23 protein-coding genes and 3 pseudogenes are annotated in these 20,978 nt (G+C 53.1%); 17 read left to right on the top strand and 9 right to left on the bottom strand.

Features of this window, described 5'->3' with window-relative positions; translation table 11 throughout:
* Positions 1-520 precede the first annotated feature (520 nt).
* The 4 genes from KIN_RS01090 to KIN_RS01075 form a co-directional block, all read right to left on the bottom strand.
* Positions 521-898, bottom strand: coding sequence for a hypothetical protein (locus tag KIN_RS01090; protein WP_159804116.1), 378 nt, complete (start codon positions 896-898; stop codon positions 521-523).
* A gap of 14 nt (positions 899-912) precedes the next feature.
* Entirely contained in the window at positions 913-1,440 is a 528-nt protein-coding gene (locus KIN_RS01085; protein WP_159804115.1) for a leucine-rich repeat domain-containing protein, read from the bottom strand.
* A gap of 176 nt (positions 1,441-1,616) precedes the next feature.
* Positions 1,617-2,090 carry a hypothetical protein gene (locus tag KIN_RS01080; protein ID WP_159804114.1) on the bottom strand — a complete coding sequence of 158 codons (474 nt, stop codon included), beginning with the start codon at positions 2,088-2,090 and terminating at the stop codon, positions 1,617-1,619.
* A gap of 191 nt (positions 2,091-2,281) precedes the next feature.
* Positions 2,282-2,740: a hypothetical protein gene (locus KIN_RS01075; protein WP_159804113.1), complete on the bottom strand. Its 459-nt coding sequence runs from the start codon at positions 2,738-2,740 to the stop codon at positions 2,282-2,284.
* An 88-nt stretch (positions 2,741-2,828) separates the two neighbouring features.
* On the opposite strand from KIN_RS01075, the gene KIN_RS01070 reads away from it, so the two are divergent.
* Positions 2,829-3,476 carry a hypothetical protein gene (locus KIN_RS01070; RefSeq protein WP_159804112.1) on the top strand — a complete coding sequence of 216 codons (648 nt, stop codon included), beginning with the start codon at positions 2,829-2,831 and terminating at the stop codon, positions 3,474-3,476.
* Complete coding sequence (locus tag KIN_RS01065; RefSeq protein ID WP_159804111.1) at positions 3,448-4,179, top strand: serine hydrolase; 732 nt, start codon at positions 3,448-3,450, stop codon at positions 4,177-4,179. The genes KIN_RS01070 and KIN_RS01065 overlap by 29 nt, the downstream gene beginning before the upstream one ends.
* Positions 4,180-4,300: 121 nt before the next feature.
* On the opposite strand, the gene KIN_RS01060 is transcribed toward KIN_RS01065, so the two are convergent.
* A complete protein-coding gene (locus KIN_RS01060; protein WP_159804110.1) occupies positions 4,301-4,558 on the bottom strand; it encodes a hypothetical protein in 258 nt (85 codons plus the stop codon).
* Between the two features lie 204 nt (positions 4,559-4,762).
* On the opposite strand from KIN_RS01060, the gene KIN_RS01055 reads away from it, so the two are divergent.
* The 7 genes and pseudogenes from KIN_RS01055 to KIN_RS22340 form a co-directional block, all read left to right on the top strand.
* The gene (locus KIN_RS01055) at positions 4,763-5,782 is read left to right on the top strand and encodes a hypothetical protein (protein ID WP_159804109.1); all 1,020 of its coding nucleotides are present in this window, start codon (positions 4,763-4,765) and stop codon (positions 5,780-5,782) included.
* 710 nt (positions 5,783-6,492) lie between these two features.
* Complete coding sequence (locus tag KIN_RS22630; protein ID WP_159805286.1) at positions 6,493-6,996, top strand: TIGR02466 family protein; 504 nt, start codon at positions 6,493-6,495, stop codon at positions 6,994-6,996.
* Between the two features lie 23 nt (positions 6,997-7,019).
* Positions 7,020-7,472, top strand: coding sequence for a hypothetical protein (locus KIN_RS01045; RefSeq protein ID WP_159804108.1), 453 nt, complete (start codon positions 7,020-7,022; stop codon positions 7,470-7,472).
* Complete coding sequence (locus tag KIN_RS01040; protein ID WP_159804107.1) at positions 7,462-7,917, top strand: hypothetical protein; 456 nt, start codon at positions 7,462-7,464, stop codon at positions 7,915-7,917. The genes KIN_RS01045 and KIN_RS01040 overlap by 11 nt, the downstream gene beginning before the upstream one ends.
* A gap of 28 nt (positions 7,918-7,945) precedes the next feature.
* On the top strand, positions 7,946-9,721 hold the full coding sequence (locus KIN_RS01035) for an SPM autocatalytic domain-containing protein (protein ID WP_159804106.1): 1,776 nt from the start codon (positions 7,946-7,948) through the stop codon (positions 9,719-9,721).
* On the top strand, positions 9,718-10,173 hold the full coding sequence (locus tag KIN_RS01030; RefSeq protein WP_159804105.1) for a hypothetical protein: 456 nt from the start codon (positions 9,718-9,720) through the stop codon (positions 10,171-10,173). Before KIN_RS01035 ends, KIN_RS01030 begins: the two co-directional genes overlap by 4 nt.
* A 41-nt stretch (positions 10,174-10,214) precedes the next feature.
* Positions 10,215-11,264, top strand: a pseudogene (locus KIN_RS22340) (DDE-type integrase/transposase/recombinase); the annotation flags it as partial.
* 363 nt (positions 11,265-11,627) lie between these two features.
* Here KIN_RS22340 and KIN_RS01010 read toward each other — a convergent pair.
* The gene (locus KIN_RS01010; protein WP_159804101.1) at positions 11,628-12,353 is read right to left on the bottom strand and encodes a hypothetical protein; all 726 of its coding nucleotides are present in this window, start codon (positions 12,351-12,353) and stop codon (positions 11,628-11,630) included.
* Positions 12,354-13,290: 937 nt separating this feature from the next.
* Here KIN_RS01010 and KIN_RS01005 point away from each other — a divergent pair.
* Together KIN_RS01005 and KIN_RS01000 are read left to right on the top strand one after the other, a co-directional pair.
* Positions 13,291-13,650 carry a winged helix-turn-helix domain-containing protein gene (locus KIN_RS01005; RefSeq protein ID WP_159804100.1) on the top strand — a complete coding sequence of 120 codons (360 nt, stop codon included), beginning with the start codon at positions 13,291-13,293 and terminating at the stop codon, positions 13,648-13,650.
* Positions 13,651-13,762: 112 nt separating this feature from the next.
* Positions 13,763-14,344: a tetratricopeptide repeat protein gene (locus KIN_RS01000; protein ID WP_159804099.1), complete on the top strand. Its 582-nt coding sequence runs from the start codon at positions 13,763-13,765 to the stop codon at positions 14,342-14,344.
* A 590-nt stretch (positions 14,345-14,934) separates the two neighbouring features.
* Here the strand turns inward: KIN_RS01000 and KIN_RS00990 are convergent.
* Complete coding sequence (locus tag KIN_RS00990) at positions 14,935-15,849, bottom strand: LysR family transcriptional regulator (RefSeq protein WP_159804098.1); 915 nt, start codon at positions 15,847-15,849, stop codon at positions 14,935-14,937.
* A gap of 187 nt (positions 15,850-16,036) precedes the next feature.
* Here KIN_RS00990 and KIN_RS00985 point away from each other — a divergent pair, with 187 nt between their 5' ends.
* From KIN_RS00985 to KIN_RS00965, 5 genes are all read left to right on the top strand, one after another.
* The gene (locus KIN_RS00985) at positions 16,037-16,657 is read left to right on the top strand and encodes a class I SAM-dependent DNA methyltransferase (RefSeq protein WP_159804097.1); all 621 of its coding nucleotides are present in this window, start codon (positions 16,037-16,039) and stop codon (positions 16,655-16,657) included.
* A gap of 34 nt (positions 16,658-16,691) precedes the next feature.
* Positions 16,692-17,348 (top strand): DUF2306 domain-containing protein, encoded by a 657-nt coding sequence (locus tag KIN_RS00980; protein WP_159804096.1) that lies wholly within the window; start codon positions 16,692-16,694, stop codon positions 17,346-17,348.
* A 62-nt stretch (positions 17,349-17,410) separates the two neighbouring features.
* Entirely contained in the window at positions 17,411-17,830 is a 420-nt protein-coding gene (locus tag KIN_RS00975) for a DUF6326 family protein (protein WP_159804095.1), read from the top strand.
* 29 nt (positions 17,831-17,859) lie between these two features.
* Entirely contained in the window at positions 17,860-18,537 is a 678-nt protein-coding gene (locus tag KIN_RS00970) for a methyltransferase domain-containing protein (protein ID WP_243144782.1), read from the top strand.
* 494 nt (positions 18,538-19,031) lie between these two features.
* On the top strand, positions 19,032-19,505 hold the full coding sequence (locus KIN_RS00965; RefSeq protein WP_159804094.1) for a GNAT family N-acetyltransferase: 474 nt from the start codon (positions 19,032-19,034) through the stop codon (positions 19,503-19,505).
* Between the two features lie 360 nt (positions 19,506-19,865).
* Here the strand turns inward: KIN_RS00965 and KIN_RS00960 are convergent, their stop codons facing one another.
* Together KIN_RS00960 and KIN_RS22790 are read right to left on the bottom strand one after the other, a co-directional pair.
* The gene (locus KIN_RS00960) at positions 19,866-20,180 is read right to left on the bottom strand and encodes a hypothetical protein (protein ID WP_159804093.1); all 315 of its coding nucleotides are present in this window, start codon (positions 20,178-20,180) and stop codon (positions 19,866-19,868) included.
* A 139-nt stretch (positions 20,181-20,319) separates the two neighbouring features.
* Positions 20,320-20,732: pseudogene (locus KIN_RS22790) on the bottom strand (IS6 family transposase); the annotation flags it as partial.
* Between the two features lie 55 nt (positions 20,733-20,787).
* Between KIN_RS22790 and KIN_RS00950 the strand changes: the two are divergent.
* Positions 20,788-20,919 (top strand): annotated as a pseudogene (locus KIN_RS00950) (transposase domain-containing protein); the annotation flags it as partial.
* Between the last annotated feature and the right edge of the window lie 59 nt (positions 20,920-20,978).

Below are 20,978 nucleotides of genomic sequence, written 5' to 3'. Positions count from 1 at the left end.
CCTCCGCAACGAATGCAGAAACAATACCATCATTCAGATCATCAGGGGAGTTTTCACACAGCCTCCGGACTTTCCCGCCGTTGATGTTTGGCGATGCTGCTAACGAAGCATTGCTTCGCAGTTACGGCAGGTCGTTCGCTGCGCTGCCGCGATATTCCCCACACCGCACCTTGCGATGTCATTCTGGCACCCTTCAAAAAATCCTTTCGCAGTGCATGGATTCGACAATCGCGACGTGGATTTTGTCGCCGGTGGTTGCCCAGACTTCATGATTGCTTATCAGACTCTTTGATCGATCACTTTGCAGCTCGAAAGTCATTGGCGAAACGCGGCGTCTCAGGTCAATGTTGTACCGCTATAGAACACTTATTCTATTCATCACTGGCACTGGCCTGTGGTGAGGCAGAGCCTGACCTGTTCAATGAATTCCGGCGTAGGGTTGGGCACGTAGCCTTCGCTGCACTCAGTGCTAAATTTGTTGTAGTACAAGCGCGTTCGTTTTTCCGTCAAGATCATCCCGTCATCCAGCCAAGGCGCACCGACATGCACAAGGCCGACAAATGGTTCGCCGGCAATGGCGAGCGCCTAGAAATTGTGGCGGTACGCGCCCTATGATCCCCCATATTGTGGGCGGGCCGGGACTCACCTTAAACGCGATATCCTCCTCGCCATCATCGGCTGACAGTTTTATACCGGCAAACTGGTATTTTTCATTCATCCTGCCCATGACGACCATCGCAGCAGCCGGTGGCAGATTAGCAGATGGGTTTGCATAGCGTTCGTTGATCGCCGCGATACCCTCAAACAGTGTAAGTTGCTGGGCGCACCAGCGTTGTGCAGAGGCAGGCAGCGCCGACAACAACGACATCACACAAATTAGCAACTTCGCTTGTTTCATAGCTTTCATTCCGTTCACCGCTGCGCCAATGCCTCTTGTATTGCTGCATGGCCACGCGCCTCTGTTCCATCTGGCAGGGCCAAATCCGCAAGCTTTGGAAGTGTTCTTAGGGCTGATATGTCCGTCACATTGGTACTGTCCAGGTACAAGATTTCAAGGTTTGGCAACATGCCAAGCGGCGCGATGTCCGTCACGGACGTGTTTTGAAGCTGAAGCATGCGCAGACTTTCGATACTCGCAAGTGGCGACACATCATGAATGTCCGAACTGAAAGCAATGATGTTTTCAAGCTGTGTCAGACCGCTGAGTGGCGATAGATCGTCAATCACATTCTCTGAGATATCGAGCGTGACCAAATTCTGCAAATAGGCAAACGATGAGATATCCAAAGCAACGTCATCTGTCCGCATTTCGCCCAGATCAAGCTCTTTCAACTTTGTGAGGTGGCGCAGCGGCGACAGATCATGGAGCGGGTTAAACCCTATGTCCAAATATTCCAGTTGTGTCAGTTCGCTGAGGAATGAAACATCGTCTAGCCACATATAACTGATGTCCAAATATGTTTCGTCAAAAGGAATGCAACGCGCTTCAATCTGCACACCGTCGCAAGGTTGCAATATCCAGTTGCTACTGACGAGTTGGATCGGTGACCTTACTACGCGACTCGTTTCTTCCCAATATTCCTGGATACGGAACCGTTCGTAATACCCACCTTCCGTCAGGCTGTCTTCTTCGGGGAATATGCGCAGGTAGGGTTTCGAGACGTCAATACTACTAAAAACCGCCGCGCCAGATTTGGCGCAAAGAAGCCACGAATTGTTCCATGCGACCAGATGTCCGCTGTAAAACGAGTTACCACCATAGAGCGAAAAAAAGCGGACCCTTGCTTAATCTCGATGAAGAACACCGCCTTTGATGCGGCAGAACTCGAAAATTCCGACGATGCATCTTCGGTGTATTGAACAAACCGCCCATGAAGGGTGCCGCTGACGTCTGTGCGCGCATTCGTTAGAGAACGCGCGCCAAGCTCTCTTTCAGTATTGGAGGAGCAGCTCGCCGCCGCGACCTCCTCATCACTTGCAAAATAGTGAGGTTGACTAATCGCATACTGCGGGATGATTACCAAAAACGCGGCGATAATCTTTAGCATCCCAAAATCCTTCATCGAGGCACCAAAACCGACAATTGGCATAATTATCCTTCCTTCAGTTATCAGTGACCTTATGGAAGTCCCCTACAGGATGCCATGCTTCAAAAAGCACTTACTGCGGTTATCAGTTCTGGTAGATAGGATGGCTGCCGCATTTCCTGATCACGCATATCGCAGTCTTGGCTCAACGCAAAAACCTCATTTGCGTCAAAAGCAAATCAACTTCGCTCCGCTCATCCCCAAATGAAGCATTGCCCATCTGTGGCACTGTTTAGAATTTCGGACACGTTTTGGACCAGCAGTGATGGAAGATACTCTTCACCCGCACCGGGCAGAACATCGGTGTAGCCTGTGATATCGTCAGGTGCATTGAGACGTAGGATGTCACCGCCTGAAGGCCCTGCGCCTGTGTTCGCATTCTCCTTAATCAAAGCGGCAACCTGTTCGTAGGCCTCTGTTGTTGCGTAGCGCGTCACGCGACCACGAACGCGTGGTTCGTAGCTACCAAGACTACACCAAAGCGATCCGTCGGGGCGAATGACAGCGTTTGCGACCTCTTCCGCACCTGCACCATCCCAACCTCGAAACTCGATAATGATCAAATTGGGTTCACCCATACGGGGATTGCTGTCATCTGTAGCCAATGCGCAGGCAGACAAAATAGCGATGCAGGCCAATAAAACGCTTTTCATAAAAACAGTTGTTGCCGCAACTGGCCAAGGTGTCAATCGCGGTGCGTTCTGAGCGGTGTTTGTCCAGCGCGGTTTACATGAGCTTGGCGTGTCGGCGATTGTCCGCCTCGATTTAATCAGCAAAGCGCTGGCTCACAGAACTTTCTCAAAGTACCGGAACGGTATGATCCCTGATAATGATCTGCTTCGCCCTGTGTTTGAAGCCATCGTTGCGTGCGGCATTTGTGATTTCTTTGCGCTGATTGAGGCTCTAGCCCCATACTTGTGTGGAAGCGATAACGGATCTCAAGCGAAGGCGGGTCAAATACCATATGGCTTCTCCCGTGCGTCCTATGACGCACTTGCCGACATGATTAGTCTGAAGCGTTTATTGGCAGTATGCCTTCTTGCCGCGGGGGCAGTGAGTGCCAGAATTTTCGCATTTGCACCGCAAGTTCCTATTCTTTTGCGCGAAGGCTTTCCGTCCGAGGTCTGGAACGATGGCGGACGTTATGACCATGTCGACGGCGTAAACAGTGTAGGTACAACCGGTGTTCCTGCAATACCAGCAGCGGCACAAACGCTTTTCGATGCTGCAGGTGGCCGTGCTATACTTGTCGACAAAGGTGGTTCGTTGATTTTCGAAAGCTATGGTTACGATTTCGGGACTGAAAAGCGGCTAAATTCTTTCTCTTTGGTGAAAAGCCTTGTTGGTGCCCTGGTGATACGTGCTTTGGCCGATAATCGCATCGCTTGACGATCCGCTGCCAGCTTATTTGGGCCCAGAAGCGCCGGATGTCACCATAGCCGAAGCGCTGACCATGACATCAGGTCTGCTTTTCGATGGCGAGCCGCCGAAGTCCGTGGACGACGCAGGCTTTTCGCCTTTTGGACCGTTGGCCAGACTGCATGTCTTTGGAACAGAGGCTGTTCTGCCAGACCTGACGGTCGATCCCGCTATGCAAGGTCAATTTGCTTATCAAAGCGTGAACACAGCGCTTTTGGGGGCTGTCCTGGAAGCAGTCTATAATCAATCCCTTTCCCAAATTCTTTCGGATTTGATCTGGGAGCCCGCAGGGGCAGCAAGCGCTGACTGGCTTTCTTACTCACGGGCCGATGGTGTCGTTGCCTATTGCTGTCTTCATGCACGCCCCAAGGATTGGTTGCAGGTCGGGCGTTATCTTTTGGACAATGGTACGCCCGAGCAACCATTTCTGGCTGATAACCCTTGGCGGGACTTCATCCTGCCTGACTTGGCCGTTTCGCAGCGGCGCGAAGGATCTTATGGATGGCATCTCAGACATGATGTTCTGGACCATGAAGGTGAAACGCTGGCCGGACCGTTTGCTTATTTATGGGCCGTGGAGGTCAAATGCTTTACCTGTTACCTGATAATGACATGGCGATTGTCCGCTTTGGCGAACGTCCGCAGCTATTGCATTCAACTCTCTATGAACTGATGCCGCCGAAGTGACGGCAAGAAGACCGGCCTTTCATGCCTTGGAACATGATTAGCGCTTTTGTGCCGATCAGCAACGATGACAATGCCTCGACAAACCATATACGTGCCAACGATGCCGATCATTCTGTTTCCTCATCATCGCCCATACCAAAAAAATCCATGAACACCATGAAAAAGCTGATGGCCGCCCCAGCAAGCCCCATCAAACACAACGCAGACATAATCGTGTATTCCGTTGCCGCAATATGGTAAATCTCCCCGTTGGGTTCACGATATACCTCGTCGATTTCCCATACTCTGGCAAAGGAAAAAAAGGCAACTACTAGGCATATGCAAAACGACAACATGCCCAGTAAAGTCAGTTTCTTGCTGCTCATAGTGGCTCCTCGATGAGAGCGTTTAGCCTATCAGCGGCCATCAAGCGCGTATAGTTGGGATCACCAAAGTATTTGCTGGTAACTCTGATGCGGTCTTGATCATTCGCAACAGTCAGATGATCCTGCCTGCGATGGCCCGCAGCTTTGCAGCCTTACTTGGCTGCATACTTGTGATTGTTCGATTGTCAACTACTCGAGATGTATATGCATTTAAGATTTTTTGCTGTTCTTGGCTTGCTTTGGTCAACTGGTCCGGCGTCAGGGACAGACATCTCTTCGACCTGTTTCGCAAACGCATGGGAAAGCTGCCATATCGTGATTGATGGCACGATCAGTGCAGACGCGCCAGCCTTATTCAAGGCGGTGGTGGCGCAATCTGATGGCAACAAAGTACTAATCAACAGCAACGGTGGTGATGTTAAAGCCGCTATGGCGCTTGGCCGTATAATCCGTGCGCTAGGTTATCAAACCATTGTAGGGCGCGTGCAGGCTGGCAGATACGAAGCACAGCCCGGCGTGTGCGCGTATGCCTGTGTTTATGCGTTTCTTGGCGGGTCGGCGCGTTACCTGGCCGAAGGTCAAGGCCAGATTAATTTCGCATGGGCTGATCCTGTGCAGGGACAGGGTGGGCAGGTTATTGCGAACGCTGTCACAGCGACCACTTATGTGCTCGAAATGGGTGCTGATCCTGGGCTGTTGCTGCGTGAGAATGAAGCGCCTGTGCTGACCGGGCAGGAAATGGTAGGTTACCGCGTGACGTATCATCCTGAGGTTGGTTTTGGGCCCTTTGTGATGGAACCTTATCGCGATGGGATCATCGTAGTAAGTGAACGTTTGGATGAACCGTCGCCCTACGATCGTGTTTCGCATTTGACCGCGTATTGTCGCAGCTCTGGTGATGTTTATTTTCTATTGACTTCAATTGGTGGCTTCGCGAGCGAAGACGGCGATGGGGAACTGCTTATTTGGACAAAAACGCCCCATGAGGGCCGAGATGCTGATGCACGGATCAAGAGCAACCACTACAGCGCATGGGCTGGCGCTGAAAACGGGTTCACAGAGCTCCGCTTTGATCGTGAGCTTTTGCCCGATTTCGCAGATATAACGGCGTTAGAGGTAAGATTTGACACCGCACGGGTTTCAGGCGGACCGCAGAGCGCTAGAATAGAACTTAGGGCCATGGATCAGCGCATGCTGTCTGCGACACTGCTATCTTGTATATGACCACACAAGATAGGCAGGGTTTCTCGATCCGCAGACTATATTCGCAACGAAAGGCACCTCAATGCTGAAACATACTTCGCTGGGTTTCCTAATAATTTTTCCGTTGGCAGCTAACGCTGACATGCAATCAAGCAATGATCTTGTCAGGCTGGTCAACGAAAATCCCCCGGAATTCCATCTCGAACAACAAACCATCGATGAGGTTGATCACTGCGTTTACACCCTTTCGACGGGACTGTTGCATTAAACTTCATCATAACGATCAGAATTCAAGTTTTTTAGCTTTTGTTAAATAAGCTATTGCCAGCGGCGCTTCGCTCATGTTTTAGTTTTCCGAAACAAGGACTATTTATCGCCCACGTGTCATCTCGTTTGCCACTACGAAGCATCAGCCTGCTGTTGATAAGCCTGATATCTTTCAGGATGCCATGAATTTTCGTGCGGATATAGTGGGCTAGTTTTCACTCCTAGCGAGAGGGGTGTTCTTCAGTTTTACATGCGTGCGGTATCAATGTGGAGTTTTTTGAGAAGGATTGCTTTCTAATAAGGCGTAACATGACTTTAGGAACTATGGAAAATATCAGTGCTGAGTTTGGAAAAGAGCGATATTTTTCCTCACTTATATACAATATAAAAATGAATAATCCAGAAGGTCTCAATGATGAATGAGTATTAGAGATTCGTGAGTTTCAGGCGCGCGACCCGTTGGAATAACAAGATCAAACCTACCCACCCTAGGTGGCTGTCATAGCGGAAATTCACTGCATACTGACAGGGAGTTCGAGCACTTTGCCTCATTAATTAAGCGTGCTGCATTGGGTATTTCCGACGATTTAGCGTACGATCCAAGCTATCCTCTGCAAATCGACAGTATGTGGGCAATTATCAACGCTCCGGGAAGCCATGACAGCGCGCACATTCACCCGGGAGCGCTTTGGAGTAGCGTGTACTACCTTCATACACCAGAAGATTGCGGTGAAATCGAATTTGTGAACCCGCGAATAAGTAATGTCATGAATGCCGCGAAATTTGATTCAGATAGGCGACGTCCAGTAGAGTGCTGGACGAGCGTAAAATTCACTCCCTCAGCTGGTCAACTATCGATCTTTCCAAGTTGGCTGTACCACTCGGTGCACCCAAGTTTTTCTAAACTTGCTGGTAGAGATGGCGAGCGTGTAATTTTGAGTTTTAATCTATCTCAGGCTGTCCGGTAATGGCTGGCTTGAAGGTGAATAGGATGGTTGAAGCCGATCGATCAGAGATTTGTGAGTTGGCTAGGCTGGCACACGAAGGAACTGTCTTCGCAGACATGCAATTTTCGACCAAGAAATTCTCAACTCGATTTGACGACACAATCAATAAGCCGGAGCATTATCTTGGTTTAGCAGTTAAGTCAAGCGGTAAAAGCGTAAGGTTTTGCTGCGCCTCGCTGGGCGGCTATTACATTGGCGACAACGCAAACGTTGTAACTGTAAATGTTATAGCAACAGAAAGAAAAGTTAGATCTACAATGTTAGGTGGGCGAGCGGTGATCATGTTGCAGCGTGGCATCGAGGAGTGGGCGCGAACTCATAACGCGAAATTTGTATTATACCATGTCACGTCCGGCATGAATGCTAGCAATCTGGATCGGTTTTTTCGCAAATCCGGCCTCAAAACCCTCGGAGGGAACTACGGATATGCAATCTAGTTTGCGTGCATTAGTACTGTCAGCCATCACTTCTCCACTTATTTGCTCGGCGGTCTTTGCTAGCGATGTTAGAGATTTTACTCAGTGTCCAGAGAGTTGGGTCCCATATGTCGAGATGGTCGAGGAGATTAGACAATCCTTCTCGCAGATTTCTAGTGATAAATTCTTGTTTATTAGCTTTAATGCAAATATTCATAACTGTTTGAGGGAAAGTTTTTCAGATAGTTATTTATTGGGGCTGGAAGGATACCTGCGTGGCTTTCGTCATGTACTCGAAGATACTATTGATGCGAATTCCTATGAAGGTTGCCTTACCACCCAGATAGGCGGTAATCACGCTAGCTTTTTTGTCGCTTGGCTTCCTTATGAAGAGGAAATTTTGTTAGATATGCGATGTAAAGACACCCTTTCTAGAAGCATAATGCGTTCTGTAGGTGAGCGTTAATTTTATAACTACAAAGCAGGTTGAAGTAATGGGCGACAATAATAAATCTCAAACAGTAGTTGCGCAAACACACCCGGTAAAGGGTTCCGTCACTGCATCGTTCAATTTTGACGTTGGTAGTATCGGTATTGCACGCGATCAAGATGGCGTTGTGTCTGAATCGTTATCATGGGGGCGAAACGTCACTATTGACTCAGGCGGGACAGAATGGGGATGGTCTGCGTCAGTTCCTGCAGGACCCTTAGACTTAAGTGTAGGTCAAACATTTAAAGAAGATGGTACCTATGGAACAGCTGGGATAGATGCTGGTATGTTTTCAGTTGGAATCGAACCCCATGAAGACAATCCAATTACGCATTGGGACGCCACGGCGAGCACAGCAAGGAGTGTGGCGCGCGATGGTACGGTAGTAGAAAATGCTGACTCAAGAAGAATAAATGGTCAAGATCATCACGTTTACAAAGTAATCGGTCCAGATGGCACTGTTAAGGAGCACGTTGTTCCAATGGCTCCAGGGCATCAACTTTACCGGGGCAGTGGATATTACAATAACTTTGTGGAGCGGCATGGGATTATTGATCCGCAATATGCCGAACTTCAAGCTCAAATCGAAGCTGCTCTAACTCCTTCCCCGAAAACCGGTTTCGGTCTAAACGGAACAACAGGCTGGTTCGATGGTGTTGATCGTAACGAAGGCAACGAAGGTAACGAGGCGACAGCGACTACAGGTTCTGGCAGAAATGGAACCAAAGGTTGGTTTGACGGACAATCTGGTAACGAAGGAAATGAGGGCAACGAGAGCAACGAGGGAAATGGCGGCAGAGATAGCAGTGGTGGAAAACCCATTCTTCTCGATTTGGATGGCGATGGCGTTGAAATAACCGAACTGAGCAAGTCGACGGTCTTCATGGATGCAGGCGGAGACGGACTCTTGCATCGGACGGCTTGGGCGGCTGCCGGTGATGCAGTTTTGGTTTTTGACGATGATGGTGATGGCGCAATCTCGGAGAAGAAGGAGTATGTTTTCACAGAGTGGGATCCGACGGCGAAGGATGATCTCGCGGCTTTGCGGGCTGTATTTGACAGCAATGACGACGGTGTTCTAAACGCTTCGGACGCTCAGTTCGCGGACTTTAAGTTGTTGGTGACAAATCCGGATGGCTCGACAGAGGCCAAGACGCTGGCAGAGCTTGGGATCGCGGAGATTGACCTTACCGCCGATACCACGCGGATAGAGCTCCCTGATGGCTCCATGATTACCGGGCAGACGACTTTCACGCGAACAGATGGTACAATCGGCACGGTTGCGAACGCGACCCTGTTCGCCGAGGCGCAGGGCTACAAAGTAGATCAGATAGAAAGCACGGATGGTTCTGGTAATCGGGTTGTGGTCAGCACAGCCTATGCCGCAACCGGAGATGTCGCCTATAGGGTAACTTCGGTGACAAGCTTCGATGGAGCGAACATTACAAATAGCTATGATGACAACGGTGACGGTGCTGTGGATCGCACCCAGACGATCACTACGGTCACCAATTCGGATGGCAGCAGAACTGAAACAGTGGCCAATTACTCTGGCGCTATTCTGACAACGGCCATTCTGACGAACCAGGTGGTGACGACAACTAGCTCTGATGGTACGGATGTGCTTGTTCAGCGCGACAGTACAGGCGGCGGATGGTTTGATCAGGAAGAATCGCGCATCACTAATGTTGATGGCAGCCGCAGTATTGTAGTCAACGACTTAGCCGAAGATGGATCGGTCATTCGCGGCTCGAGTGAAATCACACTATTGATGGATTGATCCGCGTCAAGGGTACGGATGAGGACGGCGATGGCGTAGACGATCTGGCGGTCACGAACAGCATAGTTGAGCACTCAGATGGCAGCCGGACGGAAAGCACAGTGGCGCGTAATAGCGATGCGAGCTTGCGGTCCTCGGAGACAGTGGTTGTTGGCCCAAATGGCCAGAGTAAAGTGATCTCCCGCGACTTGGATGGCGACGGCACGGCAGAGACTGTCGAGGACCTTACAATCACGTTAGGTGTTGATAACGAAAGCACATCGGTTCTGGAGGTGCAGAACGGCGACGGCAGCCTCCGTAGCAGGGTCGTCCAAGCCCAATCATCTGACACTCTGACCAAGACCATCGCATCGGATGTAGATGGTGATGGCGACATTGACGTCACAACAGTGGATGCGACCGTGATATGTCTGACGTCAGCGCCTATGGGACCAAATAGAGTCATTTGCTAAGAGAGTGTTTGTTACTCATCGTCACCACCAAGGAGTGGACGATGAGAAAGACAACAAAGAGTCCCGGCGAGAAGATCGTCAAAGACATCAAGCGTGCCACGCGCAAGCAGTATTCCAGCGAAGAGAAGATCAGGATTGTGCTGGATGGCCTGCGTGGTGAAGACAGCGTTGCATAACTGTGCCGCCGCGAGGGCATATCCCAGGGCCTTTACTACAAGTGGTCGAAAGACTTCATGGAGGCCGGGAAGAAGCGTCTGGCTGGCGACACTGCGCGTGCTGCGAACACAGATGAGGTCAAAGAGCTGCGCCGTGAGGCAAAAGACCTCAAGGAAGTGGTCGCTGAGCAGACGCTTGAGCTGCGTCTTCTCAAAAAAAGCATGCTCGGCCCCTCCCATTGATTGCTGCGCAATCAACTGCCGGGCAGTGGATGGGGACGACCGCGAATGAGGTATGCCGCATCAGAGAAGTTGGAAAACATTCGGCTGGTGGAAGAAAGCCATCTGTCGGCACGTCGGGCACTGGCCAAACTGGGCATTCCCCGCACCACATTCTACCGCTGGTATGATCGGTATCTGCAGCGTGGTGAGGCTGGGCTGCAGGATCAATCTCCCAAGCCAAAGCACGTTTGGAACCGCGTGCCTGACGAAGTGAAGCGCAAGGTTGTCAGCTTCGCGCTGCAGGAGACGGAACTGTCACCACGCGAACTGGCGGTGACCTTCACGGATCAGGAACGCTACTTCGTGTCAGAATCTACCGTGTATCGCGTGCTGAAGGCGCATGATCTGATCATCAGTCCTGCCTTCATCGTCCTGAAAGCAGCAGAAGAGTTCCAGCATAAGACGACAGCAATCAACCAGCTTTGGCAGACCGACTTCACCTATCTCAAGGTGATCGGCTGGGGGTGGTTTTATCTCAGCACGATCCTGGATGACTAAAGCCGCTAAATCATCTCTTGGAAGCTTTGCACCACCATGCGCGCGGAGGATGTGACTGACACATTAGACCTGGCGTTGCAGGCTTCCGGCTGCGATCGGGTTCATGTCGTCCACAAGCCGCGTCTGCTTAGCGATAACGGATCGGAGCGCGTGTCGGAACTCGTTAATAGTGGGACTGAATTAATGGGATTGGATTTGCTTGTTTTTCAAAGACCTAGCTTTTGGCTACTTATGGTGAAAGTCTTAGATCAAACTGAACTTTGTAAGCAGGATGCCCTACCCTAACGGCCCAGAGCTGCCGTTGGCGACACTGCTACGATGCTGCGTTCGCAGCCCGCTTAGCTGCCATTCGCTGCTATAGCAAAGTGTTCAACAGGTCGAAATCACGCTGTGCGGGACGAAGCTGCCGTTTGGCAGAATTTTTTCAAAGTCTGCTTTGACATTCGGAATACCTTCACCGCATTGTTTTCGGCGCCGCGCCAACCACCAGATACTTCAGTATCGTCTTGAGCAGCGTCATTAGTTGTCGCGTTGACACGGGAACTGCTCTCTTAATTCACGGATAACCCACGCGCGTGTCGCTGAGAACACCAGACTGCCGCCCGCGGTATCGAGGCGCACACCGATCACATCATCCGGGCCAAGTTTCCAGCCATACATGATGCCATCTTGGTCATTGAAGCCTTTCATGGTGCCCTTTTCCACATGGTACGTCGTCCAAGCTGTGAAAAGTGCGACATAGAGAGCTTTATCTTGCTTGGATACCTTTTGGCTAACATTTGAATAGCGCAAACAGTAGTCGTGTTCTCCTTCGACATCGGTTTCGAAATGACATCCCAAGTCCTTGTCGACCCGATGGATATAGGTCGGTTGCACTTTCTGCGGATCGGGAGGGACAATCGGGAATGCCTCGAGAACGGCTTCATCGTCTGCAAGAATGGTCGACACAACAAGATTGCAGCGTTCATGAAACGCAAGTGCGGATGGAGCCCAATCACCGTCTGGAAGTTGATGAACAAGTTGGGGTCCATCGACTGCTCGCGGAGGCTTCTTGCGCGTCCTCGATGCGAACGCCCAGATGAAAAGCAAGGCAACGCAGGTGATGACGACCAGAACAACAATCACAATAGAGGCTGCCAAAAATCTGAAGATGCCTGAAAGTCCAACTGCTCCACTCTGGATTGCTAAAAAACCAGCAACGGACAGCATCAGAATGAGGAAAAAAAAGAGCTTTCTTTTGTGCATTGCGGTCTCAGATTATTTATGGCTTTCGCCGTGACGACCCCCAAAGCGGTTTCATGAGAGAGGCGCACTTTTTAAAGTTAGGATACAAGCTGCATCCCAATAGGCAAGTCGAAGCGCTTATCCCCAAACGCCCATCATGGGTATCGGCTATGGTTAGTCATCTGCAAATGATCATTCCTCAGACCGGACATTCATACGCCCCGCAGCATGGGTCCAAGTGGGCTCTTCGCGGCCGTTAGATCGGTCGCAGTATAGCCGGTTGCGGTATCATCCGCCCCTAGCGTGGACGGCCCATACCAGCCATTCATGGATTCAGGCCACGCCGCAACGCTGTTCACCGAACCGGACGTTCGCTGCGCGAGCATGATCGGCTCGACGTGGAACTGACACAACGCGGGACAAACATACCATTAAAAGAACGCTGCATAACGTCGGCTTTGACGAATGTCTCATTTAAAAAACTGCGAACTCGTACATTTTTGATGCCATGACGCTACGTTGGCTTTTTGTGACAGGACTCATCTGTCTTTTGGGGGCTGTATATCTATGGGTCAGTGGTGACCCATGGGCGCGGGCCTCTTTGCAGAGTTCAGCGGACGCACGCGCAATTCTTGATGTCCGGAGCCAGCCGCATCGTGTTGGATTTTTGCTGAGCAAAGATCCGGCTCTTTTGAAAGCCGTAGTTTGGTCGGAGACCGGGTCGGTTCTTTATCCTGGACCAAGCATTTACGTGCCAACAAGGTTCGATGTGTCAGTAGAGGAATTGCAGGCTCTCGCACGTCTTACGTCACAGGCGTCTCAAGCAACTTGGTCGACCTATGATCGAGACGGGAACGAGCTTCTTTACTGCCAAAGCACACCCCGAGTTTGTCTGATCTACGATCGAAATGAGCTGCAGAACAAACTGCATGTTTCTCTGAATGGTGTGAATCGGGTCATGATTGGTTTGCTGGCAGCGATGGGATTGCTTAGCTTGGTGTTAAGCTGGCGTCCCTGGAAAGCCGCGGCGACGAACGATCAACTCGTCCTAATGCCCGAACACCACAGCGCACGCCGTGGCACGCTCGAAGTTGTTTTGACACCTCGCGACTTTCGATTGCTCGAGTTTCTTAAATCGAGACAGGGTAAAGTTGTCACCAAAGATGAACTCTATGATGCAGGGTGGGGTCGGGATTTTATGCCCAATTCGCGCGCATTGGATCAGCACATGATCAACCTTCGAAAAAAGCTCGACCCTGACAAATCCCGCGCCCCTGTCATCGAAACCGTGCGCGGGGTTGGCTACAGGCTCCTGTAGGAGCGTTTTTTGCAAATTTTTTGCAGTGTTTTTGCGGAAAACTCGCACAGCCGTTGAGTGGATTGGTCAACGCTGGCCGGAGTTGAAACTCAGAACGAGAGGCGAGACCCTGATGCGCATGCACCTATTGGCTGTCCCCACTATTACACTGTTCACCGCCCTTGCGTCCCCCGGCATTGCACAAAGTGTCAGGCAATGTGGCCAGCACACGTCCGACGCGCACGGCACGCACAATCCAGAAGAGCTCACGATCTGCAGCCATATCGACCGTATGCGGCAGGGAGAGACACATCCGGTGTTGGGCTTCATCGGATACATCGAGGCAAAGGCGGGAAACCATGACTCGGCGCGGGAAATCTTCAGCACCTTGGCAAATCAGGGCAATGTGCCAGCGATGACCTGGATGGCTTGGATGGAAGACAATGGTCTGGGCGGACCCGAAGATGCAGCAGCGGCAGCGCAATGGGACCGCCGCTCGATGAAAGCGGGCAGCTCGATCGGGGCGTTCAACTACGGTTTGGATATTCTTCGCGGCCGTGGCGTCACCTTTGACGAGGAACTCGGCCGCAAGATAATCCAGCGGGCGGCTGATCTCGGCGATCAGTCTGCGCAGCATTTAATCGACAATGATTTCGATCTCGACAGCGTAACCCCCGACGCCGACGAGTGGAAATACGAGAAAAAACTGTACTGAGCGGGGCTACATCAACCGTCGCCAGCGCGTCTGACGCGCGGCTGCACGGATTGGTTTTGCCGCCCTGCAAACACCTCTGAAAAGTCATCGAGAGGGAAAGACACTGACGGTGTGATTTACGAAATTCTGGGCCCAGATGGCGAAACGCTCGGCACTCTCGGTCTGCCGGAATTCGAAGCCTTGATGCAGGCGCAAGCCGGACCGGTACAGCCGGTTGTTCCAGGCTGAGAGAACGTCACTTACGGACCCCACTCCTCGTCCGGCACCGTTTCGGCGCGGCCCGGCAGAGGAGACATTCGTGCGGCCTGCAGCATTGGTCGAACTGGGCTCTTCGCGGTCCTTAGATCGTTCGCATTATGTTCGCCCAAAAGGCCTCACGCCCCCAACAAGAACGGAAGGGGACGGCCCTAACCAGCCGTTCATCGCGAGATACGTTGCCGCATTGCAGCTTCCCCAAAGCGGACGTTGATCGATTGCGCAGAATTTCCAACATTAGCGTACACTCATCGGACAAAACGAACTCGTGCAACCCCACCTTCAATTATTGCCACGCGACCTCACTTGCTCCGGGTTCGGCGCATTTACACCTGTCAATCCCCACCATTTCGGCGCTTCGCAACGTCTGACAGACCCCGGGCCAGCAGGTCGAATACGATGCGGATGCGGCGGCTGGTCTGTAGTTCCCGGTGAGTAACCAGCCAAATTGGGAACTCTAACGATGGGAAATCCGGCAAGACCTTCTCGATGCTAGGTTCAGCCTCGCCCAAAGTTTCGGGCTGCATCGAGACGCCGTAGCCCGCTTTCACCAATTCCCATGCGACGACACCGCTCTCGCTCGACATCACGAAACTCTCGGCGCGAACGGGCACGCCCATGTTGTGCAGCGGGGCCATCAGTCGCTCGGGGTCGGCGTTGCCGACGAAATCGAGCGTTGCCACTTCACGCGGCGTTCGCGGGCGACCTGCGCGATCGAGATAGTCGGCCGCGGCATAGAGATTGGCCCGAAAGTCGCCCAAGTGCCGTGCGATCAGGTCCGGCTGATCCGGGCGGACGTGGCGTATCGCGATGTCTGCCTCGCGCTGCGTCAAATTCTGCATCTCACTCGACGCAAGAATGCGGACGCGGATGCCCGGCGCCGTCTCTCGCAACGGCTTGAGTACACCCGGCAGGATTGCTGCTGACAAGAGGTCTGTACCCGTTACCGTAACCTCGCCCGTGACGTCCTGTGATTTACCGTCGGCTACCATCGAGATGAGCGTTGCGGCATCGCCCATGGTGCGCACGTGTTCAAGCAGATCTCGCCCTGCCTCTGTCAAAGTAAGCCCGCGGACGCTGCGCTCAACCAGCGTGACGCCAAGTGCCTTCTCGAGCGCACCGATCTGCCGTCCAATCGTAGGCTGCGTTGTCTTCAGCGCGCGCGCCGCGCCGCTGAACGAGCCCTCCTGGGCAGTCGCAAGGAAAGCGCGCACTTGATTCCAATCGAAGGAGATGGCCTGCCAGTTCATATAAAAACGTATAGCAAGTGGACGAATTTAGGCAATCGACCTTTCAGGAGCGTATGGGTGATACCGGCTACGGAACGAGATCAGCGAGGTCCCGGCAATCGAAGGCGACCGAATGTATCCCGCAGTTTCTTACGACTGGCGCATCCACGCTGCCTCAAACCTGACTTGCAACGTAAAGGAAGCCGACATGACTGCCCAAGCCTTCTGGGACCGGCATGCGCCCAAGTACGCAAAAAAGCCTATCGCCGATGTCACCGCTTACGAAGAAAAGCTAACGTGCGTGATGGCGCTTCTTCGATCGACGGATCGCGTTCTCGAAATCGGCTGCGGAACGGGCGGTACAGCAAGAAAGATCGCGCCGGTCGTCGCTAATGTGACCGCGACCGACCTCTCTGCCGAGATGATCCGGATCGCCCGTTCACGATCAGGCGGAGATGCCGCGGAAACACCAGAATTCCTTCAGGCGGAGGCGGCGCAAGACATTCCTGGCCAACCGTTCGAGGTCATATGCGCGTTCAGCCTGCTTCACCTGGTGGATGACATACCCACCGTGCTGGATGCAGCATTCCACCAAATGAAACCCGGCGGTCGCTTCATATCAAAGACGGTTTGTCTGAAGGACGCGCCGCGCTGGATGCGAGCCATGGTTCGCGTGCTCATGGCCGCGCGGATCGCGCCCCATGTGATCATCCTCAGTCGCGCCGAGCTGACCCGCCACCTGATCCGGGCTGGGTTCGAAATCGAGCAGACGCGGTACTTCGGAAAGAACCGACTGAGCCCCTTCATCGTCGCGCGCAAGCCGGCCTGAGGCAGACCGACACCTTATTCTGGGAAACCGAAGAATGCACTTTATCAGCCGTCGCGAATGGGCGTTCCTTGCCCTCGTGTTCCTCTACTCTTTCATTCCGGCAGTCGTCGGGCTGGTCCGTCTTCCGGAACTTCTCGGCGCTCCGGCGATCATCCCGCCGAACCCGCGTGCGGTGATCGATCCGCTCCCGATCACTTTGCATATCCTCGGCAGTTCAGTTTTCTGCCTTGTGGGGGCTGTGCAGTTCCTGCCGAGCCTGAGGCGCTGCCGCCCCGCCCTGCACAGGGCCCTCGGGCGGATCGTGGCGGTAGCGGGATGCGTCAGCGCGCTCACCGGTCTCTGGATGACCGTGGCCTATGCATTTCCCGACACCCTGCAGGGACCACTGCTTTACGTGGCAAGGGTCACGCTTAGCCTTGCGATGGTCGCTCTCATCTCATGGGCCATCGTCGCGATCCGGTCGCGAAACGTCGCCGCGCACCGCGCCGCGATGCTGCGCGCCTATGCCATCGGCCAAGGGGCCTCAACGCAGACCGCGCTCTTTCTGGTCGCAATGGCTCTCTTTGACACTGAGCCGCTGGGGTTTTCCCGTGACCTCCTGATGATCGGGGCGTGGGTCATCAACCTTGCGATTGCGGAACTTATGATCCGCCGCGCCTTTGCGGCGCGCACATCCGGTGCCGTGATCTGAACTCGACCGTGCTCCCGGCCTGATACCAGCAAACTCCTGACACACAGAAAGAAGACACCGAAATGAGACGGCTCGATCCCCATATTCTTCTGTCAGCCTTGTGGCTGTTCATACTGCTCAACATCATCTTTCGCGACATTCACCAGTTTGTCCTCGCGTCCCATATCGAGATGCTGCTGACCGGCTACTACAACGGCATCAAGATCACCGAAGGGCTGATGCTTTTGGGCGGCTTCCTCGTCCAGGTGCCGATTGCGATGGTGCTCTTCTCGCTCCTGCTAGCCCGCAGGATCGGTCGCCCTGTCACCTTCCTTGCAGCAATCGTCACCGCGGGTACGCTCCTTTCCTCATCCCCCACCGACATGGATGACACCTTTCACCTCGTCATCGAGATCGTGGCTCTTGTGGCAATTTTCTGGACCGCATGGATGTGGCCCGTGCACGAACACTCCGCGCCGCAGTCCGACGCATGTTCTTCGTAAAAAACGTGCGCGAACCGCGGACACTCCGAATGAGTAACAGGACCAAAGAGATGTTGGCAGCAACGCCTATAAGCGATGGGGTTGATCTTTATGACAAACTCGCACCTCGCTATGACAAACTTCATCATCGCTGGCTGCGTCATGCAGGCGGCGAGGCGCAGGCCGCCCTCGAAGGCCTTGTGCGTGCACTTGCGACGCCGAATTCGAATTTTTTGGATGCAGGTTGCGGCACCGGTAAACTGGCACGTAGTTTGATTGCCGAGGGCATGCGGCCTAGTTTGATGACCCTTCTCGACCCTTCCGCAGCGATGCTTGCACGCTGCGCCGACATTCCTGTGCCGAAGATACGAGGACGTTTGGAGTCCTTGCCGTTTGAGGATGGCGCATTCGATCTTGTGACGTGTGTCTGGGCTTTAGAAACCGTCCCCGATCCCTTGCTGGCTTTGGTTGAGCTGTGCAGGGTTGTTCGACCCGGCGGCGCGCTTTGTCTCGCGTTTTGCGCGGATGAGCCTGCCCGTGGTCTTGCCGACCGCCTAATGCGCCAGGCGCTCTTGTTTCGCGGAACCGGCCGCTTCTTGTCCCGCTCCCGATTGGTGCGGGCAATCGAGAGTTTCGGAGACTTGGAGGTGCGCGCGGTTCCGAGCCACGGTCCGGCCTCGACCTTGCTTGTAAAGCGGTCGGGCGCAACATCCCGAGCGCCCTGGTAGCCAATGGTCAGGCTGGAACAGAAACCCGCCGCAACATGGAAAACAAGCATGATCGGATATGTTACCCTCGGAACGAACAATTTCGAGGCGCCGCTGAATTTCTACGACGCCTTGTTTTCGAGCGTGGGCATAAGCCGTCTATGGCAACACGGCCATATGGCGGCATGGGCGCGCTCAAGGGCCGAGCCTGCGTTATACCTTGCTTGTCCATTCCATGGGGAACGGGCAAGCGTTGGGAACGGGATGATGGTCGCTTTGAAAATGACCAACAGAAAAGCCGTTGATACGCTTCACGCCAAGTGCCTCGAACTTGGCGGAATAGATGAAGGCCCCAGGCCCACGCATGGACCATGATTTCTACGGAGAGTATTTCCGGGATTTGGATGGCAACAAACTGAATGCGTATGTCCCAGCGTGACAGCAGGCAAAGAGTTGGCTGTTGAAATGTCGCGTCCAGTGGACAAAGAGCGACGAGTAAATCGAAAGACGCCGCAATGAGATCTGAAATAAAATTCGTCCGATTGTCGGAAATCGACCCAGCCGAAATCTTGGCGCACATGTCTGACCCGCGCGTGGCGGAGCATATGCCGCTTTTGAAAATGGCCTGGGATGCCTCGACTGTGGCGCAGTTCGTCGCCAAGAAGGAAGACTGTTGGCGTCGTGACGAACTTGGACACTGGGCATTTTTGTCCGATGGCCGATATGTCGGATGGGGTGGATTTCAAAAGGAAGGAGCCGAGTGGGATTTCGGACTTGTCTTGCGACCCGACACGTTTGGCCTTGGGCCGCGCATCTCGCGAAAGGCTATCGACTTCGCGATTTCGGATGAACGCATCCCATTCGTGACTTTCCTTTTGCCACCCTCTCGAACGCACTTGCGGGCACTGGAAAGACTTGGCGCGTGGCAGGTTGGCGAAGTCGAATATGACGAGGCGACCTTCCTCAAATTTCAACTTGCGACAGAATGACAGCATTGTCCGATTTTTGGCACATCGGCAGCTTCAGAATATGTAGTAACTCGCGGCCCAGAGCCGCCGTCCCGCATCACTAGGAGATGCAGCGGTTGAGCCCGCTTTCCGGCCATTCGCTGCGGCGCGGGCATCGCAGATTGGTCCGACTAGCGGGTTTCGACGGCTTCCGCAAAATATAGAAGATAAGGCCAATCCACTTTCTCTTGTCCCTCGGCGCCTAGTAGACTGCGTAGCCGCCAAGCATAAATCAGCGCAGCCTCGCCTCCAAGAACGCGATGGGGATTTGTTTCGTTCAGGTCCAGAAAGATATTGGATAGCATGCTTCTAGTATCAGCGTTTGATCCTGACGCGCTGATCTCACGAGGTTTCAAAGAACGCCAAATCGCCGCTCTTAGCATAGGATTCATTGAATCCTACGTTCTCACTTGTGACTTCTTGGTTGATGACTTCATCGAAGCTCAGATCATGTGACAGCACACCTGAATTCGGGTTGCTGCATCGCCAAGCGTGGACAGCGGATGACACAGCACACACTAAATCCGCCACATCAACATCGGCTTCTGCAATTTTAACGCCGTGCTTGGCATTTGCGACTACCACTGCGGACTTATCCAACCAAAAACTTCCAGCCCAAAAGGGGAAATCATCTCCGGGCTTGCGTCGAAAGAACACTCCGGATCCTCGCAATCGCTCACCGCCAGCTTTCATTGCGTCAGAAAGCAAAAGTATACGTTTTCGGATGTAAGACTCTTGCCAGTCATTTAGCCCCCTTATTCGAGGGCCTTCTCATGTGCCCGCAACTCTCGCTTCCAATCGCCTTATTCAGGAAGGCTCTAGCCGCATTGTCATCGCGCCTCGCGGTCAAGCGGAAATCAACCATCTGCCCATTTGCATCAATTGCGCGCCATAGATATCGCCACTTCCCGCTGACGCGGATGTAAGTCTAATCCCGCGCCCGGCAGGCGATCACGCAGTGATCTGCCGAGAGGGAACATGCCAATCGACACCCGCCCGGCGAAGGTGCTTCTCGGTTCGTTTCGTCAGCTCAGGGACAAACTTCTGCACCCAGCGAAGCACCGTCGTGCGATCCACATCAATGCCACGCTCAGCTAAGAGATCCACCAAATCCTGATAGGGCAGTGGAAAACGGAAGTACCAACGCACGGCAAATAAGATGATGTCAGGCGGAAACCGGTGGTGCTTGAACGGAGATCTACGCAGAATGAGCAACCTCAAAAGCCAAAATCTTGCCCACAAGAAGAGTTAATGCAACGGTCCCATCGAGACCGCCAAGCTCAAAGACATCGACCCTCAAACCTGGCTGACATGGGTCCTTGGCCAAATCGCAGACCACAAGATTACACGCCTCGACGAGCTCCTCCCCAAGCGTCACGCTGCCCGAGTAGCGTAACAGCGCCTCTCATGCTGCGAAAAGCAGTCAGACTATACGGGTACGTCTAAGACAAAAAA

The sequence above is a fragment of the Litoreibacter roseus genome, assembly GCF_009811795.1.
GTDB classification, from domain to species: domain Bacteria; phylum Pseudomonadota; class Alphaproteobacteria; order Rhodobacterales; family Rhodobacteraceae; genus Litoreibacter; species Litoreibacter roseus.
The sequence above is the reverse complement of the archived record's forward strand: the minus strand, read 5'-3'. Positions and strand labels throughout refer to the sequence as shown.